The 25,463-nt window shown below is 58.5% G+C and carries 23 protein-coding genes; 17 read left to right on the forward strand and 6 right to left on the reverse strand.

Annotated elements, in window-relative coordinates; all coding sequences use genetic code 11:
• Nucleotides 1-203: 203 nt before the first annotated feature.
• From GS605_RS10045 to GS605_RS10055, 3 genes are all read right to left on the reverse strand, one after another.
• Nucleotides 204-1,019, reverse strand: coding sequence for a PaaX family transcriptional regulator C-terminal domain-containing protein (locus GS605_RS10045; RefSeq protein ID WP_171723882.1), 816 nt, complete (start codon nucleotides 1,017-1,019; stop codon nucleotides 204-206).
• Nucleotides 1,020-1,187: 168 nt separating this feature from the next.
• Nucleotides 1,188-2,219: a sterol desaturase family protein gene (locus GS605_RS21250; protein WP_171723883.1), complete on the reverse strand. Its 1,032-nt coding sequence runs from the start codon at nucleotides 2,217-2,219 to the stop codon at nucleotides 1,188-1,190.
• 304 nt (nucleotides 2,220-2,523) lie between these two features.
• Nucleotides 2,524-3,489: an NAD(P)-dependent oxidoreductase gene (locus tag GS605_RS10055; RefSeq protein WP_171637095.1), complete on the reverse strand. Its 966-nt coding sequence runs from the start codon at nucleotides 3,487-3,489 to the stop codon at nucleotides 2,524-2,526.
• 132 nt (nucleotides 3,490-3,621) lie between these two features.
• Here GS605_RS10055 and GS605_RS10060 point away from each other — a divergent pair, with 132 nt between their 5' ends.
• The gene (locus GS605_RS10060; protein ID WP_171723884.1) at nucleotides 3,622-4,497 is read left to right on the forward strand and encodes a LysR family transcriptional regulator; all 876 of its coding nucleotides are present in this window, start codon (nucleotides 3,622-3,624) and stop codon (nucleotides 4,495-4,497) included.
• Nucleotides 4,498-4,540: 43 nt separating this feature from the next.
• On the opposite strand, the gene GS605_RS10065 is transcribed toward GS605_RS10060, so the two are convergent.
• Nucleotides 4,541-5,446 carry a LysR family transcriptional regulator gene (locus GS605_RS10065; protein WP_245218210.1) on the reverse strand — a complete coding sequence of 302 codons (906 nt, stop codon included), beginning with the start codon at nucleotides 5,444-5,446 and terminating at the stop codon, nucleotides 4,541-4,543.
• A gap of 89 nt (nucleotides 5,447-5,535) precedes the next feature.
• On the opposite strand from GS605_RS10065, the gene GS605_RS10070 reads away from it, so the two are divergent.
• Genes GS605_RS10070 through GS605_RS10085 form a run of 4 tightly spaced genes read left to right on the forward strand, consistent with a single transcriptional unit; the run spans nucleotide 5,536 to nucleotide 11,145 of the window.
• Nucleotides 5,536-6,711, forward strand: a complete 1,176-nt coding sequence (locus GS605_RS10070; RefSeq protein ID WP_171723885.1) for a pyridoxal phosphate-dependent aminotransferase — start codon at nucleotides 5,536-5,538, stop codon at nucleotides 6,709-6,711.
• Nucleotides 6,708-7,910, forward strand: a complete 1,203-nt coding sequence (locus tag GS605_RS10075) for an acyl-CoA dehydrogenase (protein ID WP_171170247.1) — start codon at nucleotides 6,708-6,710, stop codon at nucleotides 7,908-7,910. Before GS605_RS10070 ends, GS605_RS10075 begins: the two co-directional genes overlap by 4 nt.
• A gap of 11 nt (nucleotides 7,911-7,921) precedes the next feature.
• Nucleotides 7,922-10,111 carry a thiamine pyrophosphate-dependent enzyme gene (locus tag GS605_RS10080; protein ID WP_171723886.1) on the forward strand — a complete coding sequence of 730 codons (2,190 nt, stop codon included), beginning with the start codon at nucleotides 7,922-7,924 and terminating at the stop codon, nucleotides 10,109-10,111.
• On the forward strand, nucleotides 10,108-11,145 hold the full coding sequence (locus GS605_RS10085; RefSeq protein WP_171723887.1) for an ACP S-malonyltransferase: 1,038 nt from the start codon (nucleotides 10,108-10,110) through the stop codon (nucleotides 11,143-11,145). Before GS605_RS10080 ends, GS605_RS10085 begins: the two co-directional genes overlap by 4 nt.
• A gap of 98 nt (nucleotides 11,146-11,243) precedes the next feature.
• Here the strand turns inward: GS605_RS10085 and GS605_RS10090 are convergent, their stop codons facing one another.
• Complete coding sequence (locus GS605_RS10090) at nucleotides 11,244-12,116, reverse strand: amidohydrolase (protein ID WP_171723888.1); 873 nt, start codon at nucleotides 12,114-12,116, stop codon at nucleotides 11,244-11,246.
• Complete coding sequence (locus GS605_RS10095) at nucleotides 12,113-13,114, reverse strand: nuclear transport factor 2 family protein (RefSeq protein WP_348539546.1); 1,002 nt, start codon at nucleotides 13,112-13,114, stop codon at nucleotides 12,113-12,115. Before GS605_RS10095 ends, GS605_RS10090 begins: the two co-directional genes overlap by 4 nt.
• A gap of 164 nt (nucleotides 13,115-13,278) precedes the next feature.
• Here GS605_RS10095 and GS605_RS10100 point away from each other — a divergent pair, with 164 nt between their 5' ends.
• The 12 genes from GS605_RS10100 to GS605_RS10155 all read left to right on the forward strand — a co-directional run bounded on the left by GS605_RS10100 (nucleotide 13,279) and on the right by GS605_RS10155 (nucleotide 25,456).
• Nucleotides 13,279-14,325, forward strand: coding sequence for an ABC transporter ATP-binding protein (locus GS605_RS10100; RefSeq protein WP_171723890.1), 1,047 nt, complete (start codon nucleotides 13,279-13,281; stop codon nucleotides 14,323-14,325).
• 75 nt (nucleotides 14,326-14,400) lie between these two features.
• A complete protein-coding gene (locus tag GS605_RS10105; RefSeq protein ID WP_171637111.1) occupies nucleotides 14,401-15,612 on the forward strand; it encodes an ABC transporter substrate-binding protein in 1,212 nt (403 codons plus the stop codon).
• A gap of 66 nt (nucleotides 15,613-15,678) precedes the next feature.
• Nucleotides 15,679-16,701: a carbohydrate ABC transporter permease gene (locus tag GS605_RS10110; RefSeq protein WP_152460108.1), complete on the forward strand. Its 1,023-nt coding sequence runs from the start codon at nucleotides 15,679-15,681 to the stop codon at nucleotides 16,699-16,701.
• A 1-nt stretch (nucleotide 16,702) separates the two neighbouring features.
• Nucleotides 16,703-17,857, forward strand: a complete 1,155-nt coding sequence (locus GS605_RS10115; protein ID WP_171637115.1) for a carbohydrate ABC transporter permease — start codon at nucleotides 16,703-16,705, stop codon at nucleotides 17,855-17,857.
• Nucleotides 17,858-17,984: 127 nt separating this feature from the next.
• Nucleotides 17,985-18,515 (forward strand): ester cyclase, encoded by a 531-nt coding sequence (locus tag GS605_RS10120; RefSeq protein ID WP_171637117.1) that lies wholly within the window; start codon nucleotides 17,985-17,987, stop codon nucleotides 18,513-18,515.
• Nucleotides 18,516-18,526: 11 nt separating this feature from the next.
• Nucleotides 18,527-19,858, forward strand: a complete 1,332-nt coding sequence (hisD, locus tag GS605_RS10125) for a histidinol dehydrogenase (RefSeq protein ID WP_171723891.1) — start codon at nucleotides 18,527-18,529, stop codon at nucleotides 19,856-19,858.
• The gene (locus GS605_RS10130) at nucleotides 19,855-20,907 is read left to right on the forward strand and encodes an ester cyclase (protein WP_171723892.1); all 1,053 of its coding nucleotides are present in this window, start codon (nucleotides 19,855-19,857) and stop codon (nucleotides 20,905-20,907) included. Before hisD ends, GS605_RS10130 begins: the two co-directional genes overlap by 4 nt.
• Nucleotides 20,907-21,671, forward strand: coding sequence for an SDR family NAD(P)-dependent oxidoreductase (locus tag GS605_RS10135; RefSeq protein WP_171723893.1), 765 nt, complete (start codon nucleotides 20,907-20,909; stop codon nucleotides 21,669-21,671). Before GS605_RS10130 ends, GS605_RS10135 begins: the two co-directional genes overlap by 1 nt.
• Nucleotides 21,671-22,714, forward strand: coding sequence for a LacI family DNA-binding transcriptional regulator (locus GS605_RS10140; RefSeq protein ID WP_209835380.1), 1,044 nt, complete (start codon nucleotides 21,671-21,673; stop codon nucleotides 22,712-22,714). Before GS605_RS10135 ends, GS605_RS10140 begins: the two co-directional genes overlap by 1 nt.
• Nucleotides 22,711-23,700: an ester cyclase gene (locus GS605_RS10145; RefSeq protein WP_171723894.1), complete on the forward strand. Its 990-nt coding sequence runs from the start codon at nucleotides 22,711-22,713 to the stop codon at nucleotides 23,698-23,700. Before GS605_RS10140 ends, GS605_RS10145 begins: the two co-directional genes overlap by 4 nt.
• Nucleotides 23,701-23,891: 191 nt before the next feature.
• Nucleotides 23,892-24,857, forward strand: coding sequence for a cupin (locus GS605_RS10150; protein ID WP_171723895.1), 966 nt, complete (start codon nucleotides 23,892-23,894; stop codon nucleotides 24,855-24,857).
• Nucleotides 24,854-25,456 (forward strand): trans-aconitate 2-methyltransferase, encoded by a 603-nt coding sequence (locus GS605_RS10155; protein ID WP_171723896.1) that lies wholly within the window; start codon nucleotides 24,854-24,856, stop codon nucleotides 25,454-25,456. Before GS605_RS10150 ends, GS605_RS10155 begins: the two co-directional genes overlap by 4 nt.
• The last annotated feature ends 7 nt before the right edge of the window (nucleotides 25,457-25,463 follow it).

Raw genomic sequence — 25,463 nt, forward strand, 5'->3', positions numbered from 1 at the left:
TCTACCGTCTGGTCGGTTAATAAATCTTCCCCTGATTCGATGCAAGTCTTATGTTACTCAATCTTCTTATGTGCCGTACATCTTGTAACATTAAATGTGACTACTGACCAAAGAGGTTTTCTTGACTGCAAAAAAGACGACGCAGCCCTTCTTAACAATGGCAGGACATCCAGCAGCTCACCCGAACTTTGCCCCGCTGTGGGTCAGTCCATCAGCTCGGCTTCCAAGCTCGATAGCGAGGGGCGCGGCAGCCTGTCCAACAAGTGCGAGACAGCTTCTCTGCATGCGGCGCCTTTCCAGTCGTCCGGCAGGAAAACCGGTGGCAGGCTTGGGTGGCGCAGAACGATACGTCGCCAGGCATGCACCACCAGTACGCGCAGAACCGCCGACCGCATTGGATCGCCCGCCCCCTCTGCGGGCAAAAGCCGCTCGACAACCTGAATGGCATCCCAGAACTGATCATAGGCAGTTTTCAGCGGCTCCGGCCCGCACAGGTCGCGAAGCCAGTTCGGGACGGACATCGTGTCGCTCTCGAAACCCAGAAGCTCCTCAAGATCATCCGGCATCGGCCCGGGCGCCATGGCCGTGGACGCATTCAGCGAGAAGTAATCCCCTGTCAGCATCAGGTCCGACAATTCCTTTCGGGAACTTTCCGAGTTGCTAGCGATGAGGACATGCCAGATATCCGGCATGTTCGGGTCGCGGGAATAGATACGCGGTGCGGCTGCAACGCTTTGACGGCGGCCAAAGCTGGTCAGCCTGTGCACACTGTTCCGACCGACCCGCGTGCTTTCAATCCAGCCTTCCTTGCGCAACCGATGCAGGGCAACACGCGTGGCCTCGGCCCTGATCCCCGCCAGACGCGTAAGCGCCGTGATGAGTGATCCACTGATCTGATCTGATCCATCCTGCGCCAGATCGCCGAAAATCGTGACCAGAACAGACCACACACGCTGGGTGCTTGTCGTGGTCAGCCGGCTGACACAGGTTTCAAACCAATCTGGAGCGATATCTTTCATTTGGACAGTATAATCAGGCCCGAGGGAATTGCCATCCGGCCCCGCGCGCCCGGTTTCGTACAGGGCCAGGATTTCGGCAACGGGATCGGTTCAGTCAAGCGTTATCGGGCAAGACAAATGATCGGCCGAGGCAGCGCCAGCTGCGCGCGGCCCGCGTTGCGTGCCGCTCTATTTGGAATGCATGTCACGTTTGCGGTTGCGAGTCCGTTTCGTGGCCTCGTCCGAGCCATCATGATAGGTTCCGAACCACTTGTCCCAGGGCATTTCTGCGTTGCCGTAATTGCATTCGTAATACCGGTGATGCAACTGGTGGAAAAACGCCCCGATCAACAACGCCTGACGGTCTCGCGCCCAGATCGCCTCGTACCCGGAATGAGACGAGGCGGCGCCCAACATCAGCCAATACCCCAGAAAGATCATGTGCACCGGGTTGCTGGGCAGTACCAGCACGATCAGGATGGCACTGAGATACCCCAAGGCCTCGACCGGATGCATCGACATGCCCGACCATGGGCCGGTGTTGACGTTGCGGTGATGTACGGCGTGAACATGTCTGTAGATGAATGGCTGGTGCAGAAACAGATGCACGACGTAGAAATGAAAGCTCTGCCAGATCGCCAGGATCGGAAACAGCAGCACGAACCAGACCGGATGCGCCGTGAAGCTGAGCGTGGCGATATAATTGTTGGCGTACATCCAGCGCAGAAAACACTCCAGCATCGACAGGAACGTCGCGCCAAAGACCATCGAATGGTAGATGTTGTCCCAGGTCTGATAGCCGAACTTATACAAAGCATTCTTGCGCTTCATGTAAGGCCGTGGGTCGTATTTCAGCAGCTTTCCCTGCCCGTCGACCCCGTAGAACCACATGTGCAGACCACCGGCGACGATCAACAGCAGCACCCAGTTCCGAATGAACACCCATGACATCCAGCCCGGGGCAAACGAAGCCTGCCCGGCATCGACGGGCTGTACCCAGAAGGCCACAAGGAAGGCCAAGGCCAGAAAGATCGAGCGGTCCGAGAACTGAAGCCAGTTCTGCCAAACCCATTTCGCCAGGACGCCGATTTTCGGCGGCCAGTTCCAGTACGGGGCGTATTTCACCGGCAAGTCCGGGTGCCAATGCCATTCGCGGCTCATGGGGCCGGGCTCGGGCTGTGCGTTGGTGGTGTCCTGAGGGTTCGCGTCTTGAATCGTCACGTGATTGTCCTTTCCTGAATAAAGTCACCTTTTTCAGGACCAAGCCGGAGGCGGCTCGTAAGGATATTTGCGGGACGGCCGACGATACATGATGTGACCTATTCGTGGAACGGGCGGTGGTTACCGAGCGCCTTGCGCGACCTGCCCCGCCGATCTGGTTTCTTGGGGGCACGAAAAACGGCCAGACGTTTCAGCCGATTTGCTTCAGGCATGATGCAGGATCCGCCCTTGTCGGCGAATGCAACCGCGCAGGAATGATGATCCGCCATGCTGTAGATCCGTTTCCTGCCCGCCGCGCACCGCCCTATTCGGCGGCCTTCAGGTCAGATCCTTGCGGGATCACTTCGTAACCGGGCTCTTCGGGTTCATCGTCCAGCATTTCCGATGGGAACCCCGGCGCGCGGATATCCAGCCCGGTTTTGTCTTCGAGCCGGCGGATGATGTTGGGGGAAAACTCACGAGGGCCGTATTTCTCGATCCCGTCCTTGAAAATCTCGATCATCAGCGGATTGATCTCCAGCGGCACCCCGGCGCGATCCGCCACCTCCTGAAACAGGCCGATATCCTTCAACACCAGGTCCATCGTGAACGAGATATCACGAGATCCGTTTAGGATGACCTGACTTTCGGTTTCATGCACGAAGGATGTTCCCGAACTGATCTTCATTGCCTCATACGCCGTATTCAAATCCATTCCGGCGGCCTTGGCGACCACAAGCGCCTCTGAACAGGTGATCAGGTTTGCAGTGGCCAGATAGTTGGTCAGTACTTTCAGTACCGAAGCAGATCCCAGTTCACCGGTATGAAGGATGCGACGCCCCATCGTGGTCAGAAAGGGCAGAATACGTTCGAACGTGGCGCGATCACATCCGGCAAAAATCGAAATGTTGCCGGTATCCGCCCGATGACACCCGCCCGAGACCGGACAATCGACGGCAGCGCCACCGCGTTCCTTCACCATCGCACCTAGACGCTTGACCTCAGCTTCATCCGTGGTGGACATCTCCATCCAGATTTTGCCCTCGGTCACTTCGGGCAGCATGTCCTGCATCACAGCGTCCGAAGCCGCCGGAGAAGGCAGGCAGGTGATCACCGCATCACAATCCCGCATCAGTTGTGCCGGATTCTCGGCGGCCTTTGCCCCGCGGTCGACGAAACCTGACACCAGGTCAGAGTTCAGATCATGTACGGTCAGATCAACGCCATTGCGCAGCAAACTGCCGCTGAGTTTCCCGCCGACATTTCCAAGGCCGATAAATCCAACTTTCATACCTGCGTTCCCTTTCCGGTGGCCAATCAGAGGACCAGCGCTGTTTTTCCCTGATGAAATCTACGGGCGTTGAATGCAGCGTGTAAAACGAATAAATATCGCCGGTATCCATAAAATTTTTTGGTGCTGGAAATGTCAAAAACGCCCAATCTGGTCTGGCTGCGGTCTTTTGACTGTGCCGCACGGCATATGAGCTTTACTGCTGCGGCAGAAGAGCTTGGCATCACCCAGACGGCCTTGAGCCTGCACGTCCGCTCATTGGAAGCACAGCTGGGCTGCCCTTTGTTCTTTCGTGCCGCGCGCAACCTCAGCCTGACAGAGGTCGGGCAGGCGTATGCGTTTTCAGTTCGGCGCGCCTTGGGCGATATCGACCTGTCAACCGCAAGCCTGTTTGGCTCCAGCCACAAGCATGAGCTGGTCGTGCGTGTGCCGATTTCCACGGCCAGCTTGTTCCTTGCCGGCAGATTGCCTGAGTTTTCACGCGCACACCCGGGTGTATCGATCAGGTTGGTTTCAAATATCTGGGCAGAATCCGCAGGCAGGGAAAACGTCGATGTCGAGCTGCGTTTGGGAAACGGGGAATGGAACGACGGGCCGTTCAGCAAGATCTCGGACGAACGTATCGTTCCGGTTGCAGCCGGATCACGAGATCGGAAATGGCCTTCGACGGAACAACTGCTGGTCAAACCCCAGATACAGATTTTGGGATTTCAGGACATGTGGCACCGGTATTTTTCCGCTTTCGGCACAGAGTATTCTCCTGCGGCGTCTTGCTTCACCGTGGACACGACAATTGCCGCCGTGGACATCGTGGCGGAAGGTGGAGGATACGCGGTAATCCTTGAGCGCTTTGCCAGAACCGCAATCAAGGCCGGAAGGTCCATCGCGATAGTCGGGGACGCCATTCCAATCGAACAGAGCCATTTCCTTGTCGATGGTCAGAGATCAAACGCGAACTCTGCTGCCAAACAGATGTTTGAAACCTGGCTCAAACAGATTTTCGCTTGAGATGTGCCTGCGGGCAGTGAGTTCGATCTTGTGTTTTTGCCAGTTACGCGCGTGCCCGCGTCTGCTTGCTGATCCAGTTTGCAAAAACTTGAACGGCGTCGTTCTTCTGACCTGTTGGCGTTGCGATATAATAGGCGCTGTTCGACGTGTTGGCGATCTGGCCGATTTCGGTCAGAACGCCGGACGCCAGCTCTTCTTCAATCAAATACGAGGGCAGAATGGCGGCACCCAAACCGACGACGGCGGCCTCGATCAGCATCGAGAACTGGTCAAACCGCATCCCCGGAAAAACCGCCCCCGGATCCAGCCCGAGTTGAGAGTGATAGGTAGACCACAGCTCGGGGCGCGAGGTCAGATGCAAAAGCGGCAGTTCAAAGGTTTGCGCACGGGTGTCCAGCCTGTGACGTCTCAGCAGCGCAGGTGCTGCCGTGACCACCAGATGCTCGGGGAACAACCTGCGCAATTGCGCGCCCGGCCAATCCTCCTGCCCGAAATGGATGGCCAGATCCATACGTCGTTCTTCAAGGCTGAAAGGCGTCGTGTAAGAGTGCAGATCCAGTTCGATTCCGGGATGGCGCGTTTTGAAATCCGGCAGGCGCGGCACCAGCCACCGTGTCGCAAAGGTGGGCAGGACGGCCAGGGTCAAAAGCGACGCACCGTCTCCGGCTGCAATCGCACGGTTGATCGTGCCGCTGAGACGTTCAAGATCACCTGCCAGCTCGTCCCGCAAGGCCCGCCCCGCATTGGAAAGGCGCACTGCGCGTCCAACCCGCCGAAACAACGTAACGCCAATCGCGGCCTCAAGCTCTCGGACCTGACGGCTGATCGCGCTTTGCGTCACGCCAAGCTCTTCGGCCGCCATGGTATAGCTTTCATGGCGCGCGGCGGCTTCGAAACTGCGCATTAGGGCCAGAGATGGCAGTGAGTTGATCCGGGGCATGGAACTCATGAGTTTTAGTCACTGAAAAGATACTCATTGGCGTATTTTTCTCAAGTAACTTTGTGGCTAAAACCGAACTTGATTGCAGAGGAAGGTTCATGGTGTTCCAGCGCGCTGACCGGTTGAACGGTATCGAATTGTCGGAAATCGTCCAGATCTCAGAGGCCGCCGCCCGCCTGCGCGCCCAAGGGCGTAATATTCTGGCGCTGTCAACCGGCGAACCGGACCTGCCGACGCCGCCCCGTGTGGTCGAAGCTGCGCATTCAGCGGCACTGGAGGGCAAAACCAAGTACCCGCCCACTGCCGGTGTGCCTGAACTACGCGCGGAAATTGCCCGACAAGCAGGTGCCGAGATGACCCAGGTCATCGTATCAACAGGCGCGAAACAGGTGATCGCAAATGCGATGCTGGCCAGCCTGAACCCCGGCGACGAGGTCATCATGCCCGCCCCCTATTGGACCAGCTATTCCGATATTGTCCGGATGGCAGGTGGGGTGCCGGTTGTTCTGCCCTGCCCGATGGAACAGGGCTTCAAACTGCTGCCTGAACAATTGCAGGCCGCCATCACACCGCGCACGCGCTGGCTGATGCTGAATTCACCCTCGAACCCGTCGGGCGCGATTTACGCTAAGGCAGAACTTGCGGGGCTGGCAGAAGTGCTGGAGCGCCACCCGCAGGTCTGGGTTCTGGCCGATGAGATTTATCGCCATCTCAGCTTTGCACCTTTCACGTCCGCGGCCGAGGCCGCCCCGGCATTGACCAACCGCATGCTGATCGTCAACGGTGTGGCCAAGGCTTGGTCGATGACCGGATGGCGCATCGGCTGGGGGATCGGGCCGTCCGATCTGATAAGCGCCATGGTCGCTGTTCAGGGTCAGGTCACATCGGGGGCATGCTCGATCTCGCAATGGGCGTCGCTGGCCGCGATCACTTGCGACCCCGAGTTGCTGGAGGAGCGTCGCGCCCTCTTTGCCGCGCGCCGCGATCTGGTCGTCCACGGGTTGAACGCGGTACTCGGGCTGCACTGTTCCACCCCGGACGGGGCGTTTTATGCCTTTCCGTCCTGCACTGGCCTGCTGAAAGAACAAGGCGGGCCATTTGACAGTGACGCGGAATTCTGCACGTGGTTGCTGGAAGATGCCGGCGTTGCCCTGGTGCCCGGCCGTGCCTTTGGGATGCCGGGCCATCTTCGCCTGTCGTTCGCTTATGCTGAAGATACAATTGCAGCGGGCCTTGCGCGTCTCAAAACCGCTGTGGAAAGGAAACTTGCATGAAACCTCAATCCGCCCCGCACCTTGGCCCCTTCACCTGGGACGATCCGTTCCTGCTGGAAGACCAGCTGGCCGAAGACGAACGCATGGTTCGTGATGCCGCACATGCCTACGCGCAGGACAAACTGCTGTCTCGGGTAACTGCCGCGTTTGCCAATGAAGAAACCGACCCGGCCATCTTTCGCGAGATGGGTGAGATGGGTTTGCTGGGAACAACCATTCCCGAGGAATACGGCGGTATTGGGTCCAGCTATGTGACCTATGGTCTGGTCGCGCGCGAGGTCGAGCGTGTGGACAGCGGCTATCGTTCGATGATGTCGGTGCAGTCCAGCCTGGTGATGTATCCGATCTACGCATACGGCACCGAAGAGCAGCGCCAGAAATACCTGCCCAAACTGGCAACCGGCGAATTTATCGGCTGCTTCGGGCTGACGGAACCCGATGCCGGTTCGGACCCCGGCTCGATGAAGACTGTCGCGAAGAAAACCGAGGGCGGCTATGTGCTGAACGGGTCGAAAATGTGGATCTCGAACGCCCCGATCGCCGATGTGTTCGTCGTTTGGGCCAAATCCGAAGCGCATGGCGGCAAGATCAAGGGCTTTGTCCTGGACAAGGGAACGGCTGGACTGTCGGCCCCCAAGATCGAAGGCAAGCTGTCTCTGCGCGCCTCGATCACCGGTGAGATCGTGATGAACAATGTCGAGGTCGGCGAGGACGCCCTGCTGCCCAATGTCGAAGGTTTGAAAGGCCCGTTCGGCTGTCTGAACCGTGCGCGTTACGGCATTGCCTGGGGATCGATGGGCGCCGCCGAGGCGTGCTGGCACGCGGCCCGGCAATATGGGCTGGACCGCAAACAGTTTGGTCGTCCGCTGGCGCAGACACAACTGTTCCAGCTGAAGCTTGCCAACATGCAGACCGAAATCACGCTGGGCCTGCAAGCCGCGCTGCGCGTGGGTCGCCTGATGGACGAAGCCCGCGCCGCGCCCGAGATGGTCAGCCTGATCAAACGGAACAATTGCGGCAAGGCGCTTGAGATCGCCCGCCATGCCCGCGACATGCATGGTGGCAACGGGATCAGTCAGGACTTCCACGTGATCCGGCACATGGTGAACCTTGAAACCGTCAACACCTATGAAGGCACCCATGATGTGCATGCCCTGATCCTGGGCCGTGCGCAGACAGGCCTGCAAGCCTTCGCCTAAGGACATCTGACATGGATCGCGCCGCAATCGTGCATGACAATTTCCTGCGCCGTGTTGCGGCGCGGGACTTTCCCGAAGGGCCCGCACCGGCCGGACCGCTGAGCGGTCATGAAGCCGTCGCACTTTACAGGGCGCAATGCCTGAGCCGGGCGCTGGACCGGCAAAGCCGCGCGATGCAGAAGGCGGGTCAGGGGTTCTATACGATCGGGTCATCCGGGCATGAGGGCATGGCGGCCGTTGCCGCGGCCCTGCGCCCGACCGATCCGGCGTTTCTGCACTACCGCGATGCGGCCTTTCAGATTGCCCGCGCGGATCAGGTGCCGGGCCAAAGCCCGACATGGGATATTCTGCTGTCCTTTGCCTCGTCTTCCGAGGACCCGATCAGTGGCGGGCGTCACAAGGTTCTGGGATCGAAAGCGCTGTGCATTCCGCCGCAGACCTCGACCATCGCCAGCCATCTGCCGAAGGCGGTCGGCGCGGCATATGCCGTCGCCGCTGCACGGCGTCATCGCCCTGAACATGCAGACATGCCCGAGGATGCCATCGTCTATTGCTCGTTCGGGGATGCCTCGGCCAACCATTCCACCGCACAGGGCGCGTTCAACACGGCGCAGTGGACGTCCTTTCAATCTGTGCCTCTGCCCCTTCTGTTCTGCTGCGAAGACAACGGGATCGGTATCTCGACCAAAACGCCGAAAGGCTGGATCGCGGCCACTTTCGCCAACCGTCCGGGCCTGAAGTATTTCTCGTGCGACGGGTTGGATCTGTTCGACACCTATCGCGTTGCGCAACAGGCGGCCGACTATGTGCGCAGCCGCAGGAAACCTGCTTTCCTACATGTTCGGACTGTTCGCCTGTACGGTCACGCCGGGGCCGATATGCCAACCACCTATATGCCAAAAGCCGAGGTTGAGGCCGAAGAAGCCAACGACCCGCTGCTGCATTCCGTGCGCCTGTTGGATCAGTGCGGCGCGATGAGCCCGGAACAGGCGCTGAGCGTCTACAATGATACCTGCGCCCGGGTCGCCCGCGTGGCCGATCAGGCCATCACACGCCCTCGCCTGCAAAACGCAACAGAGGTGATGGCCAGCCTGATCCCGCCGACACGCCCCTGCGCGCCGACCAATGGCCCAACACCCGAGCGTCGGGCCGAGATTTTCGACGGCGATCTCAAGGCCCATTCCGAACCGCAGATCATGTCGCGATTGATCAACTGGGCACTGACCGATCTGATGCTGGAACATGGCGAGATCGTCATGATGGGCGAAGATGTCGGGCGCAAGGGCGGCGTTTACGGCGTGACCCAAAAGCTGCAAACACGGTTTGGCCCTGACCGGATGATCGACACGTTGCTGGACGAACAGTCGATCCTTGGCCTGGCGATCGGCATGGCCCAGAACGGGTTCACGCCAATGCCGGAAATCCAGTTTCTGGCCTATCTTCACAATGCCGAGGACCAGCTGCGAGGTGAGGCCGCCACCCTGCCCTTTTTTTCGAACGGTCAATACACCAACCCGATGGTCGTGCGCATTGCCGGACTGGGGTATCAAAAAGGGTTTGGCGGACACTTCCACAATGACAACTCGGTTGCTGTATTGCGCGACATTCCGGGCCTAATCCTGGCCTGCCCGTCGAACGGTGCCGACGCCGCGCGGATGCTGCGTGAATGCGTGCGCCTCGCGCGTGAAGAACAGCGGCTGGTCGTTTTCCTCGAACCCATCGCCCTCTACCCGATGCGGGACCTGCACAAGGCCGGAGACGGCGGCTGGATGCAAACCTATCCCGACCCTTCTGAAAAGATCGGCTTCGGCGAGGTGGGCGTGGACGGTGACGGCGACGATCTGGCCATCGTCACCTTTGGAAATGGCGTCTATCTCAGCCATCAGGCGCGCACGGCCTTGCAGGCCGACGGGATCAAGACACGGATCATCGATATGCGCTGGTTGTCCCCTTTGCCCAAAGCGGCACTGACACAGGCCGTGACCGGGGCCAAACGCATCCTGATCGTCGACGAAACCCGCCACCATGGCGGCGTGGCCGAAGCTCTGATGGCGCATTTTCATGAAACATGCGATGTGCCGCTGGCCCGTATCACCGCAGAAGACAGCTTTATCGCCACGGGCCCGGCCTATGCTGCGACCATGCCATCGAAGGACAGTATCGAAGCCGCCGCGCGATCCTTGATGGAGGCCGGCACATGAGTTCCGCCAAACAGACTGCCGTCGTCATCTGCCCTGGCCGCGGTACTTACAACAAACCCGAACTGGGTGTCCTGGGCCGGCAATTCAGCGACAAGGCCGTGTTGCGACGCTTTGATGACATGCGGCGCGCGCAGGGGCAAGAAACGCTCAGCGAACTGGACGGTGCGGCCCGATATTCCATTGCCAAGCACACCCGCGGCGACAATGCATCTGCTTTGATCTATGCAGCGACTTTGGGTGATTTCCGCGCCATCAATCCTGACAAAATCGAAGTGGTTGCGGTGACGGGAAATTCGATGGGCTGGTATTCGGCGCTGGCCTGCGGCGGTGCGCTGTCCGCCGAAGGAGGGTTCGAGGTGGTCAACACCATGGGCACTCTGATGCAGGAAAACATGATCGGTGGACAACTGATCTATCCTTTCATGGATTCCGACTGGCATCCTGACCAGACCCGCAAGGCAGAGCTGCTTGCCTTGGTGGATGACATTGACCGAACCGATGCAACGTTGACCCTGTCGATTGATCTGGGTGGCATGTTGGTGCTTGCAGGCGACGACGCCGGTTTGGCCGCGTTCGAAAAGGCAGTACCGGTGGTTCAGGAACGTTTTCCCATGCGATTGGCCAACCATGCCGGGTTCCATTCGCATCTTCAGGCTCCGGTCTCGGCGCAGGGCCGCACGAAACTGAGCGCTGGCCTGTTTCGACAACCGGACCTGCCCCTGATCGACGGGCGTGGCCGGATATGGTGGCCCGGAGCTTGCGACCCGAATGCACTTTGGGATTACACTCTGGGCCATCAAGTGACCGAAACTTATGATTTCACCCATGCCATCGCACAGGCCGCGCATGAGTTCGCACCGGATCTTTTCATTGTTACGGGTCCTGGCACCACGCTGGGCGGTGCCGTCGCGCAAAGCCTGATTCTGACCAATTGGTCCGGGCTGTCGGACAAGTCGACATTTCAGTCTCGCCAAGGAAACAGCCCGATTCTGTGTTCGATGGGAATGGTTGATCAAAGGAAACAGGTGACATGAACCTGTGGGCCCACCGGTCAGCCTCAGAGCCGGCGCGCCGAGGTTGCCAAGCCGTTTCAGAAAACCGGTGCAGGTAGTCCGGTTTGTCGTGTCCGGCGCTATTCAATGCGATAGAAACGTTCTGACGTGCCGCGAAAGACGTCGTCCAGCATCGACCCCGGGATGAGCGACGCATGCCGGGAAACGGTTTCCTTGTAGGTCGAGGTAAGGCTGTCGACCGGGAAATTCGATCCGAACATGCAGCGATCGGCACCAAATTGGGACAGGCAGGTTGAAACGATCGGCGAGACGCTTTCAGCATTCCAATCGTGGTCGAACATTCCCAGGCCGGAGAGTTTGCAAAAGACATGTGGCAGGTTTGACAAGGCCGTCAATTCATCTGCCCACCGTCGCAACCCTTGCGGGGTCCGGTCGTATGGCGAACCTGCGTGGCAAAGAGCGATCCGGGTCTCCGGCGCCTGTGCAAGGACATTCGCTGCTTGCCCCATCAGCTCTGGCAGCAGCTGAAGATCAAAGGAAAGACCACGCGCGCCCAGTTGCTTCAGACCAGCCAAGAACTTTGGGTCTTCAAGTAACGCGTTCGTGCCAGTTGAGGCGTCTTCACCCGGAGCGCGGCCAATAATCTGACGAACGCCGCGAACCGAAGGCAGGGTTTGAAGACGGTCGAGCTGTGCATCCAGATCATCCGAGGTCAGATCGCAGAATGCCACCTGCACCAACGGCCAGTCAGGGAACTGGTCGGCAACGGAGTGTACCCACCGCGCCTCGGCCCAGGGGTCAGCGGCGCCGACCTGAATGTGAACCGAAGCGCCGAACCCCATGGCTTCGGCGTCCGCGCGAAACTCCGGGAGCAAATAGTCCCGCTGGATGGAAGACGGATCGCCGAAAAACCGAACGATACCTTTCTCTGTAAGCCAGGGGTAGTGCACGGCCGAAAGGTCCCACAGGTGGTGATGCGCATCTATCCTCATGATGCTTCAATCCCGGTGGTGCGCGCCAGAATATCCACACCCTGTCCTTTCCAGAAATGCAGCAAGTCGATGAAGATCCAGTTTTCGGCCAGCTTGTCTTCGACGCGGCGATAGATATCGATCACCCTGAATTCGCCGGGTTTTCCGGTGGCTGGCATCCCCATGAAACCCCCTGTGGGCGTGGCAGTAAAGTTGGGCCATCCAAAGAAGCCACCGTAATGCCCCTCGGCCAGACGGCAGACATGATTGGTCTTTGACCGGTCCGTGAAGGCAGCGCGAAACGGTCCGGAGTGTTGCCTGGCATACCGTTCGATCGTGTAGGTCGCGCCAATTCCTTCGGGGCCCCACCAGATCATGTCCTGGTGCCACGTGCGCGCCAATTCTTCTTCCAGCGACAGCCCGCTGTCCCAACGGCCCAGATCCGCGATCATCGCGTTGATGACCGCCAGCGTTTTTTCGCCTTCGTGTGCGGGCTGCTCATCATGCAGCAATCCATCATGAGACCTTGGTCCGGGCTGCACCAGATGTGCCGCAGTCTGCGGGGGGAACGGATTCTGGCCAGCCTGAACCATCAGGTGCGGGATGTCGAAATACATCGCCGTTTCGACAATTCTGTCACCGGCCACCTTGTAGAACGCGCAATATCGCAGGAACGCCATCTTGCCGGTCGGGCGAATACCCAACCACGGTCGGTCGAACAGCCCCATAAGATGACCCATGGCAACAACCCAAACGTCGGTTTCTTTCCGCAACGCGTTTTGCCCCGCAAACAGAATATCCACTCGGTTCTGCAAATGCGCAAGGCTGCCCTTCAGCGGCTGCCAGAATTGCCGGGCAACCTGTTCGACGCCGTTGATTTCGTTGAACGGGTGAAAGCCGCGCCACCTCGAATCCGAAGCGCAGAATTGGCTCATCACCTTCGGAGTTTCCGTCACTGCGGCGGAGTCCAATGCGGTGTGAAACGCATAGACCAGTTTTTTTTCTGTCTGAAAGTTCACGGTATTTACCATTGTAGTCAAAGTTTTGCGAGCGGCGCGAAGCCAGGTTGAGTCGGACTTCTACGCTATTTTTGCATACGTATGCAAAAAAGTCTTGCCTGATTTGATACATGCGAATTACAGTTTTGCAAACGTATGCAAAACGATTCCTTGCAGGGGGCACCATGGCGGAAATTCAATTGCGGAACGTCGGCAAGCGATGGGGCTCATTCGTTGGGGTTCACAATTTTGACCTGACGATTGCAGATCGTGAGTTTCTGGTGCTGCTCGGCCCATCAGGCTGCGGCAAGACAACCACCATGCGCATGATCGCCGGCCTCGAAGACGTGACGGAAGGCGAAATCCTTGTCGACGGCAAAGTGGTCAATGATCTGGAACCCAAGGACCGCGACGTGGCGATGGTGTTCCAGAGCTACGCTCTGTATCCCAACATGAACGTTTACGAGAACATCCGCTTTCCGCTGAAAGTGCGTGGTATCGACCCGGCGACGCACGACGAAAAGGTGCGCCGCGCCAGCGCCATGGTGGAACTGGACGATTTCCTGCATCGCAAGCCAGCCGAGTTGTCGGGTGGTCAGAGACAGCGTGTGGCACTGGCACGTGCCATCGTGCGCGAACCCAACGTGTTCCTGATGGACGAGCCGTTGTCCAATCTTGACGCCAAGCTGCGGGTTTCCACCCGGGCCCAGATCAAGAACCTAAGCCATGAGCTGGCCGTCACCACCATTTACGTCACACACGACCAGATCGAGGCCATGACCCTTGCCGACCGCGTTGTCGTGATGAAACAGGGCGTGGTTCAGCAGGTCGGAAGCCCGACCGAAATTTATGACCGTCCCGCGAATACTTTTGTCGCCAGTTTCATCGGTTCACCTGCCATGAATTTGATGGACGGCGACGTGGCGAGCGGAATATTCCGCGCCGAACATGTCGAAATTGCGGTGGATGCACCGGATGGCCCAATGACACTGGGTTTCAGGGCCGAAGATGCCAGCCTTGCCGATGGCAAAGGTCAGATCACCGCTCCGATCTATACGCTGGAACTACTGGGCGACGCGACCATGATCTCGGTTCGGGTCGGCGGAGCTCTGGTGTCGGTGAAAGCAGACAAAGCATTCCGCGCCGAGATTGGCGAAATGGTCTCGTTCTCGGTGCCGACGGAAATCTGTCACCTCTTCGAAGCTGGAAGCGGTGCGCGGATCGGGGGCTAACCCCACAAACGGCCCGCAAGGGCATAACACCGGTCCGGACGTCGACGACGGACCGATCCTGACAGGGAGAAACCTATGAAACTCAAGACGATCCTCATGGCCGGTGCCATGTCCATCGCCGCCACCGGCGCGTGGGCAGATTGCGCCTTTGAAAACGAAGTGCCGCTAAAATCGCTGTCCGCCGGTTTTGAAGCCTGGAAGGCGGTCACCGATGCGATGGCAGAATGCGGCAATTTCAGCGCATCGCTGGATCAGGAATTCCGCGAAAAGCAGCCCGAAGCATTTGCTGCGGATCCCGCGCTTTATCAGATCGGCGGTGTTTCAAACGCGACCCTGGTGCCGTTGCTGAACGCAGGCACGATCCGTCCGCTGGATGATCTGGTCGAAAAATACGGCCAGGACCTGCTGCCCAACCAGTTGATCAAGGTTGATGGCAAGACCATGGCCATTGCGATGATGGTGAATGCGCAGCACCTGATGTATCGCGATGATGTTCTGGCTGAACTGGGCATCGAAGAACCAAAAACCTATGATGACGTCCTGGCCGCAGCTGCCAAGATCAAAGAAGCCGGTGTCATGGATTATCCGATCGGGGGAACGTTCAAGACCGGTTGGAACCTCGGCCAGGAATTCGTCAACATGTACCTTGGCGAAGGCGGCTCGTTCTTTGGCGACGGCAACGTTCCAACGATCAACAACGAGCAGGGCGTCGCTGCGCTGGAAACACTGAAAGCCATGACCGATTACATGGATCCGGAATATCTGGTTTCCGACTCGACATACGTTCAGCAACAATTCCAGCAGGGCAAGATCGCCATGGCAAACCTTTGGGCCAGCCGTGCCGCCGCGATGAATGATGAGGCCGAAAGCCAGGTCGTAGGCAAAGTCACCATGGCAGCCGCTCCTATGGGTTCGGCAGCGCCGGCAACCACCATCTGGTGGGATGGCATCGTTCTCGCTTCGAACATGAGCGACGAAGAGGCCGACGCCGCATTCCGCGTCGCGCTTGAGGGCATGGACGGCGAAATGGTCAGCGCAAACAACGACGTCGCTGTTTGGCTGAGCCCTGCCTATTCAGCGGGTGCTTTGGCGGCAGGAGCAGCCGCTTCGGCTGAAGCGGGCGCAAAGGCGTACCCGGCATCTGGTCCGATGGGCATCATGCACACCGCCCTGGGCAACGGTCTGGCCGACTACCTGACCGGCGCCAAGGATGCTCAGACGACGCTGGCGGATATCGAGGCAGATTACATCACTGCCGCGAAAGAAGCCGGTCTGATCAGCAACTGATCCTCCCGTGGGAGGGCTACGGCCCTCCCGCCCCTTCCCTTCGAGAGTCATGAGAAAGGCAGAGCCATGAATTTCCGGACATTTGCCGCATTTGTCGGCCCCTCTGTCTTTATGATGCTTCTCTTTATCGCGTTTCCTCTGGTCAGCGTGTTTAAGCAGAGTTTTTACGTGACACAGCCGATCTATGAGACGGTCGAAAAGGAAACCTGCACGCCCGGTTTCCTGACGCAGACCTGCGTGACCGAGATGGTTTCGCAGCCAAAGCTCGACGAACATGGCGAGGTCATTACCCAAACCCAATATGTCGGCTTGCAAAGCTATCGCAACGTATTGGAGCCTGAACGCGCATGGCGCGCCATAAGCGACGGCAGTTGGCATGTGCTGTCTACGATCAACTTCTGGAAGGCGCTTCGGTTCACCCTGACCTTCACATTGATCACTCTGCCGCTTGTGGTCGGGTGCGGGCTTGGGATCGCAATACTGATCAACAACGCGGCGCGGTCCATCCGCGGCCCGGTGATCTTTGTGTCCCTGCTGCCCTTCATCATCACGCCGGTGATCGGAGTACTGTCGATCAACTGGCTGTTCCGGGGCGACGGCATCCTGACCGCAATGATGGAATGGTGGCTGAACCGGGACATCGCCCTGTTCGCCCAAGCCTGGACCATCGAAATACTGATGATGCTCTACCGCGTCTGGCACGTGGCACCCTTTGCCGCAATCGTCTTCTACGCCGGGCTGCAAACGGTCAATCAGGACAGTCTTGAAAGTGCCGTGATTGACGGTGCGACCCGTTGGCAGCGCCTGAAATACATCGTCATTCCACACCTGATGCCGCTGATCATTTTCGTGTCGATGATCCACCTGATGGACAGCTACCGCGTGTTCGAAGAGATCGTCGGTTTTTCGAGCCAGGGCTACGTCATCTCGCTACAGTGGCTGACCTTCGATTATCTGACGCCTGATCAGGCCGGCAACCGGTCGATCAGCCGGGCGTCCGCCAACTCGATGCTGACCATGATCGGTGTCGTCATCCTGCTTATCCTGCCGCTGCGCCGTACGTGGCGCGACCATAAAGGAGGTCACTGACATGTCCTCGCGTGCGCTTCGCCAGCCCTTCAGCCTGCGGTTGACCTCGAACATCTTCCTTGCGCTCTGGTGCCTGATCGCGGCCTTTCCGATCTTCTGGATCGTGGTCATGAGCTTCAAGTCACCCGTCGATGCGTTCGACAGCAACGCGCTGAACGTGATCTTCGGGCCGGCCACGCTGAGCGTCGGAAAGGGCTTGTCGCTGCTGGATATCATTCTGGGCATCGCGGTTATCTGGGGCACGATCTTCGCTGCCACCAAAACACTGCCTTCGATGATAAAGTCCTACACCAAGCCCGGTCAGGAATGGTTCGGCTGGCTGATCGGTGTTCTGGTCTTGCTGGTGGGTTTCCTGCTGGTGTTCTTCGTGGTCCTGCCTGCAATCCTGAACGTGTTGAACCCGCTGTTTGGCCCACTGGGACGGGATGTGCTTGGTCTGACGACCGAGCATTACAAAACCGTCTGGATCGACCGGGGCTTTTCAAACAACTTCAAGAACTCGCTGATCGTAACGACGGGCGTGGTGACGGTGTCGCTGACCGTGGGCACATTGGCGGGCTACGGTCTGGCGCGGTCAGGATCAACTTTGGCCTTCTGGATCCTGATCGTCGCACTGGTGTTCCGGGCATTGCCCCATTCGGTTCTGGTAGCAGGCTATCTGCCGGTGTTCATCAACTCGGCCGAATGGCTCAGCCCGATCTTGGGTGAAAACGCACCAACCTTGTACGGCAAGCCTTTTGCGGTGATCGCTGTTCTGGTTGCGATCAATCAACCCTTCACGATCTGGATGTTGCGCTCGTTCTTCCAGAACATCCCGGCCGAGCTGGATGAGGCCGCCCGCGTGGATGGGTGTAGCCACTTTCAGGCCTTCCGCCGTGTCATCATGCCGGTGATGTGGCCAGGTGTGATCACTACGGGGCTGTTCAGCTTCTTGCTGGCGTACAACGATTTTCTGGTCACCGCGCTGCTGCTTGATGCGCAGAACCAGACCATGGTTCCCGCCATCGTCGGCATGTTCAATCGCGAGACGACGACAACCGATCAGGTCGTTGCGGTTGCCGCTGCCGTGTCGATCACCGCGCCTCTGATCTTCCTTGTGCTGATTTTCCAGCGCCAGATTGTCAGCGGTCTGACAGCCGGGGCAGTGAAAGGCTGATGAGCAAGAACGCCCGACATAACGCCATGTCGCGCCACCCGGCGCTGAACAGGATGCCGAGGGACTTTCTGAGCATTGGGGCCGCACGTCCCAATCCCTCCCTTCGGCAACCTCAAAGGATAGAAAAATGAAAGGTTCCCGTCCCGAACAAGCGGTTCTGACCCGCGAAACGGACATGAGCAAGACGGAAGACACGCGCCGCGTGATCGAAACGATGGTTGATGGTCTGAATGATCACCGCATTGATGACATCGGTGAATTCTTCGCCGAAGGTTTTCGCTGGATGGGCAATCAGGGCTGCGGCACCAAGACCGGCCTGCAGGAATTTCAGGATAACTGGCAGCGCCCGTTTCAAGCCGCGTTTTCGGATAAGGTCTGCGTTGACGAAGCGCGCCTTTACATGGGTGAATGGGCCGCCGCCTTCGGCCGCCAGGAAGCCACGCATTCCGGCGAATTTCTGGGCATTGCCCCCACAGGCAAGCGTGTCGAAATCAGGTACATGGACTTCTGGAAAGTGGTCGACGGCAAAATTGTCGACAACTGGGTGAATGTCGACTTTGCCCACGTTGCGGCTCAGCTGGGCGTGGACCTGTTCAACGGCGAAGGCTGGGAAGCATTTGACCGCGGCGAGAAGACTCCGCCACGGCCGGAAAACTGAGGATTGGAAAGATGGCAATCGAGTATCTTAAACGCGGCAAATCCGATGCGGATCGGGCGGAAGATGATGCCAAGACCCGCGCCGTGGTTGAAGCGACGCTGAAAGACATCGAAACCCGTGGGGATGCCGCGGTGCGAGAGTTGAGTGAGAAGTTCGACAACTACTCACCTGCCTCGTTCCGCCTGAGCCAGCAGGAAATTGATGACCTGATCGGGCAATTGTCCGATCGTGAGCTGGCCGATATCAAATTCGCGCAGGAACAGGTGCGCAACTTTGCGCAGGCGCAGCGGGATTCAATGCTGGACATCGAGGTCGAAACCCTGCCCGGTGTCATCCTGGGGCATAAGAACATCCCGGTGCAATCCGTGGGTTGCTATGTTCCGGGCGGCAAATTCCCGATGGTCGCCTCGGCGCATATGTCGGTGGCGACCGCTTCGGTCGCCGGTGTTCCGCGCATCATCGCCTGCACGCCCCCGTTTCAGGGCAAACCCAATGCAGCGGTAATTGCCGCCATGCACTTGGGTGGCGCGCATGAGATCTATGTCATGGGCGGCATTCAGGCCATCGGGGCCATGGCATTGGGCACCGAAACAATCGATCCGGTTCACATGCTTGTTGGCCCCGGAAACGCCTTTGTCGCGGAAGCCAAACGTCAGTTGTTCGGTCGTGTCGGGATCGATCTTTTTGCAGGGCCGACCGAAACGATGGTCATTGCCGACGAGACCGCCGCAGATGCGGAGCTGTGCGCAACCGATCTGCTGGGGCAGGCCGAGCATGGATACAACAGCCCCTGCGTTCTGCTGACCAACTCACGCAATCTGGCCAATGACACCTTGGCCGAGGTCGACCGGCTGCTGGGCATCCTTCCAACCGCGGATACCGCGAAGGTGTCGTGGGACGAATATGGTGAGGTGATCGTTTGCGACACCTATGACGAGATGTTGCAGGTTGCCGATAACATTGCCTCGGAACATGTGCAGGTGATGACTGACCGCGACGACTGGTTCCTTGAGAACATGACCTGCTATGGGGCGTTGTTCCTTGGGCCGCGCACCAATGTTTCGAACGGGGACAAGGTGATTGGCACAAACCACACGCTGCCCACCAAGAAGGCCGGGCGTTACACGGGTGGTCTTTGGGTTGGTAAATACCTGAAGACGCACAGCTATCAAAAAGTTCTGACGGATGAGGCCGCGACGCTGATCGGCGAGTATGGCTCGCGCCTGTGCATGCTCGAAGGGTTCGTTGGCCACGCGGAACAGTGCAACGTTCGCGTGCGCCGATATGGCGGAATCAATGTGCCCTACGGTGCGCCCGCCCCTTACCGGGACGCTGCTGAATGAGTGACAAACACACACATCACAAGGCCCTGATCGAACCGCTCAGGGCTGCGATGTACGATTTCGATGAGACCGGCGTACGCCGGGCTTTGGCGGAGGTCACGTCACCGGATGCCGTGTTCCGTCTGTGTCATCCCTTTGGGGACAGCGTCGGCAGTGATGATTTCTATGACACTGGCTACAAAGACTTGCTGGCGGCCTGGCCCGATCTTGAACGGCGGGACTATATCGTCATGGCCGGCCCGGACGAGTTTGGCGCAGATTGGGTCGGGTGTGGCGGCTATTACACCGGTGTTTTCACCGGCCCCTGGCTGGACATCCCGCCGACGGGTCATCAGGTCACGATGCGGTTTCATGAATTCTACCGCTTCGAATACGGCAAGATCGTCGAGATGCAGGCCCTGTGGGACATCCCCGAAGTCATGATGCAGGCGAATGCCTGGCCGATGGCGCCAAGTCTGGGCCGAGAATGGCACGTCCCCGGCCCTGCCACCCAGGACGGGTTTGTCCCCGGCCCTTATGATGAAGCCAAAGGCAAACAGACCTGCCAGCATATCATCGACATGCTTGATCATCTCAAGAAACACCCGTCTCAAGGCGGCCCCGAAGTGATGGAGATGGAACGGTTCTGGCACCAGCGCATGAACTGGTACGGTCCTTCGGGCATCGGCACCGGGCGCGGGTTTGCGGGGTTCCGCAACTGGCATCAGATCCCGTTCCTGAACGGTATGCCGGATCGCGGGCAGTTCGTGGACGACATCACCTATCACTTCTTCGGTGACGGGGAATATGCAGCTGTGACGGGCTGGCCCAACATGATCCAGACCGTCACAGACGATGGTTGGATGGGCATCGCTCCGTCAGGCAAGAAGATCACCATGCGCAGCCTCGATTTCTGGCGTTTGGAAAACGGCAGGATCCGGGAAAACTGGGTGCTCGTTGATTTGCTGGATGCGTACCGGCAGCTTGGCGTTGACGTCTTTGCCCGTCTGCGTGAATTCAATAAAGCCCGAAATATGGGTCGTATTGAAATACCGGATGGAATGAGCTGATGACTAAACTGCCGCGCACCCCTTCATTTTCTCTGAATGGAAAAACCGCCCTTGTGACCGGAGCCTCCTCTGGTATCGGGCAAGGATGCGCGGTAGCGCTGGCCGAGGCGGGTGCACATGTAGTTTGCGCGGCCAGAGGAGCGGATCGGTTGAATGAGACAGTTTCCGCTCTGAAAGAGAAGGGATGGTCAGCCGAAGCGCTTGTGATGGATCAGGGTGATTTGGACGCCCTGAAACAGCTTTTCGATCACCGCGCCTTCGATATCGTGGTGAATTCGGCGGGCGTGGCGCGCCACAGCCCGGCTATCGAGACAACACCCGATGACTTTGATGTTGTCACCAACGTCAATTTGCGTTCGGCCTACTTCTTGTCGGCCTACGCCGCCCGCGCTTTGATCAAGGCAGGAAAGCCGGGTTCGATCATCCATATATCCAGCCAGATGGGGCATGTTGGCGGGGTTGATCGGGCGCTTTATTGCGCGACCAAGCATGGGTTGGAAGGCATGGTCAAATCCATGGCCATCGAATGGGGCAAACAGGGCATTCGGATCAATACGGTCTGTCCGACTTTCATCCGAACGCCGTTGACCCAGTCCACATTCGACAATCCTGAACGTGCCGCGTGGATCATGGAGAAGATCAAACTGGATCGCGTGGGCGAAGTCGAAGACATCATGGGCGCGGTACGCTATCTCGCCTCGGACGCCTCGGCACTGGTTACCGGCACCTCAATGTTGATTGACGGAGGTTGGACGGCAGACTGATGGCTGAGAAAGTAACATCCCTCCAGGTTGCCCAATTGGCCGGCGTTAGCCAGTCTGCCGTTAGCCGCGTCTTCACGCCCGGTGCCTCGGTCAGCAAAAAGACCGAAGAAAAAGTGCGCAAGGCTGCGTCTGAACTGGGCTATCGCCCCAACGTGCTGGCACGCGCGATGGTGTCCGGCAAAAGCAGGATCATCGGTTTGGTGGTCGCCTATCTGGACAATTACTTCTACCCCGAGGCGCTCGAGAAACTGTCCAATGCCTTGCAGGAACAGGGCTATCACGTTCTGATTTTCATGGCCTCCAGAACCGCTGGAAACATAGACGACGTGATGGAGGAAATCCTTGATTATCAAGTCGATGGCGTCGTTCTGGCATCCGTTGCGATGTCTTCAGACATTGCCACCCGGTGCCAGCAGGCGGGTGTGCCGGTGGTTTTGTTCAACCGCAGCCAGGACCTCGACGGGATCACATCTGTTACTTCTGACAACTATGCCGGTGGTCGCAAAGTTGCGGAATTTCTGATCACCGCCGGGCACAGTCGTATCGCCTACATTGCCGGTTGGCCGGGTGCCTCAACCCAGCGGGACCGCGAGGCCGGATTCCGCGCCGCGCTCAACGATGCGGGCCAGGAATTGTATGCGCACGACATCGGAGATTTTCACACCGAGAAAGCGCGTTTAGCTGCCCGCCGGATGTTTGATGTCGAACCGCAGAAACGACCTGACGCCGTGTTTGTCGCCAATGATCACATGGCGCTTGCGGTCATGGACGTCATTCGGTTCGAGTTGGGATTGCGCGTGCCCGAAGACGTGTCTGTCGTTGGTTACGATGACGTCCCTCAGGCCGGATGGCTTGCCTACAACCTTACGACCATTCGCCAGCGGGCAAATTTGATGGTTGCTGAGACCGTTGATGCCCTGCTGGATCATATCGAAAACCCGACAGCTGCTTCGGCACGCAAAGTCGCCATTGATGGGCCGCTGATCGTGCGCACATCGGCACGTCTGCCCAAAGGCTGGACACCTCAAAGGATGAATTCATGAAAGGTTTCGATCCCAAGTTCCGGGATTTCCCCGACTATATCATCGGCATCACCAAAGAGATCTGGGAAGATCGGGGTATCGCCACGCTGCATGAGTATTACAGCGAAGACATTGTGGTACGCTCACCCGGTTCGGTGGTGTTGGGCAATCAGAATGTGATCGGCGCTACCATGGCAACGCTGGCCGAGTTTCCGGACCGGCAGCTGCTAGGCGAAGACGTGATCTGGTCCGGCACACCGGAAGAGGGCATGTTGAGCTCTCATCGGATCATTTCAACGGCCACGCATTTGGCCGAGGGTGTCTATGGCAAGCCCACCGGCACCAAGCTGCGTTACCGGATTCTTGCGGATTGTCACGCCATCGACAATCAGATCAACGATGAATGGCTGATCCGCGATCAGGGCGCGATTGTGCGCCAGATGGGCTGGGACCCTAAGGAATACGCCGCTGATCTGATTGCCCGGGAAGGCGGCAAAGAGAACTGCGTCAAACCTCTGACACCCGAAATTGATCAGCCTGGACCATACAAAGGCCATGGGAATGACAATGAATGGGGGCAGCGCTACGCCGACATTCTGACGCGGATCATGAACGCAGATATGGGCGTGATCGGTTCAGAATATGACCGCGCTGTTCAGTCAGAATATGTGGGTGGTGTAACCGGGCATGGCTGGCAGGCCATCGACCGCTTCTGGATGGGACTGCGGGCGAGTTTTCCGAATGCGGAATTCAAGATCGAGCATCAGATCGGGCGAGATGACCCTGATATGCCTCCGCGTGCGGCAATTCGCTGGAGCCTTTGGGGCAAGCATGACGGCTGGGGCGTGTTTGGCGCGCCGACTGGTGCGCAGGTTTATGTCCTCGGGATCAGCCACGCTGAATTCGGCGCACTTGTTGCGGGGCAGCCGCAGTTGCGCCGTGAATACACCCTGTTCGATGAAACCTCGGTCTGGAAGCAGATCCTGTTGCAGAACGGCGAGGTCTGAGTGGGCCGCCCGGTCTCATATCGCATCCTGTCGGGCGGTCTGACCGAGCCCCGGACCGTTCGGCTTTTCCATATGTACCGTCAAAGCCTGAGGGCGCGGCGACTGAACCTGCGCCCGCCCGGAAAGTAAGGGCCTGTCCTACTTGGGCACACGAGCTTTCTTTCCAAAAACGCTGAATCGGATCGTACGTCATGACAAAATCATCCATCCCTTCCCGCATCGTCCGCTATGGCGAGCTTCAACCCTGTAAAACCGCTTTTATCGATGCCCATACTCCCGGCAGCGATCAGAAAGAGAACTTCACGATAATCGGCGGCGGCGTCTCGGAATCTCCGGACCAGCATGTCCACATCACGGACAAGATCGGCTTCAACATCGGAGCGGCAGGGCAGCCGCCGAAATGCCGCAACTCACTGCACAGCCACACCACCGCCGAGGTCTTTTTCGTTGCCAAGGGTCGTTGGCGGTTTTTCTGGGGCCGCTATGGTACGGCCGGGGAATTCATCGCCGAGGAAGGAGACATCTTCAACATTCCAACGGGTATTTTCCGGGGCTTTGAGAATGTCGGCCAGGATTACGGAATGATCATGTCGATCCTGGGCGGAGACGATGCGGGTGGCGGCGTCACCTGGGCGCCTCAAGTGATCGAAGATGCGCAGGCACACGGTCTGATGCTGGGCGACAATGGCGTTCTGTACGACTCCAAACTGGGCCAGGAACTGCCCCACAATGTCCGCCCGATGCCTGTGCTGACCGAAGAACAGCTGAAAAGCTATCCCGAAGTTCCAATCGAGGATGTGGTGGGCAGATACGTTGCGCGGTATTGGGATCTGATGGCGTTGTCGGCCAATAAGCCCGCAAAGGTGATTGGCGAAAACGCGTTGATCAAGGACAAACCCGGATTCGAGGTCGATTTTCTGGGGCGCGGATCCGCAGTGACCCAACCGATCGCTGCCGAGAAACCAGTGGTTCTGATGCCGGCCAGCGGTCACTGGCGTGTTTCGATTGACGGGTACGAGACCACGATCTCGGTAGGCGACACGGCCTTGGTTCTTCCCCGCGAAACCTATGGTATTCAGCCATCCATGACCGGACAGGCGGGCCTGTACCGCATCACCGCAACCGATGACCCGGCAGGAGCGACCTGGACAGGATGAACGCGGACCCGAATGACACCCACGCCGTTTATGAACGGCAGGCAACCGAGTATGACAGGCGCCGTTCCAAGGCCCTGTTCGAAGCGCGCTGGTTGGCGCGCTTCACGGCCAGCCTGAAGCCGGGTGACCGCGTATTGGACCTGGGCTGTGGCTCGGGCGACCCCATCGCACGTTGGTTCATGGCCGAAGGGTTTGACGTCACGGGTATCGATTTTTCCGACGCCATGCTTGCCATAGCCCGCGACCGTTGGCCCGATGGCGACTGGCGCAACGCGGATATGCGGAATTTTGAACTGGATCAGCAGTTCGACGGCATCATTGCCTGGAACAGCTTTTTCCACCTGACGGCGGACGAGCAGAAAGACTGTATCGCCCGGATGGCGCGCCATTTGCGACCCAAGGGAATGCTCATGCTGACCGTCGGACCTCGTGCCGGAGAGGTCAGCGGCACAGTGGGATCAGAGCTTGTCTACCACGCGTCGCTGTCCCCGGCCGGTTACGCCGGGTGTCTTGAGAAAAACGGGCTGCAAATGACCGGATACCTGGCCGAAGACCCAGAAGCCCAAAGCCACACGATCCTGATGGCACGAAAAATTTAAGGAGGTC

The organism is Ruegeria sp. HKCCD7559 (assembly GCF_013110575.1).
Lineage (GTDB): Bacteria > Pseudomonadota > Alphaproteobacteria > Rhodobacterales > Rhodobacteraceae > Ruegeria.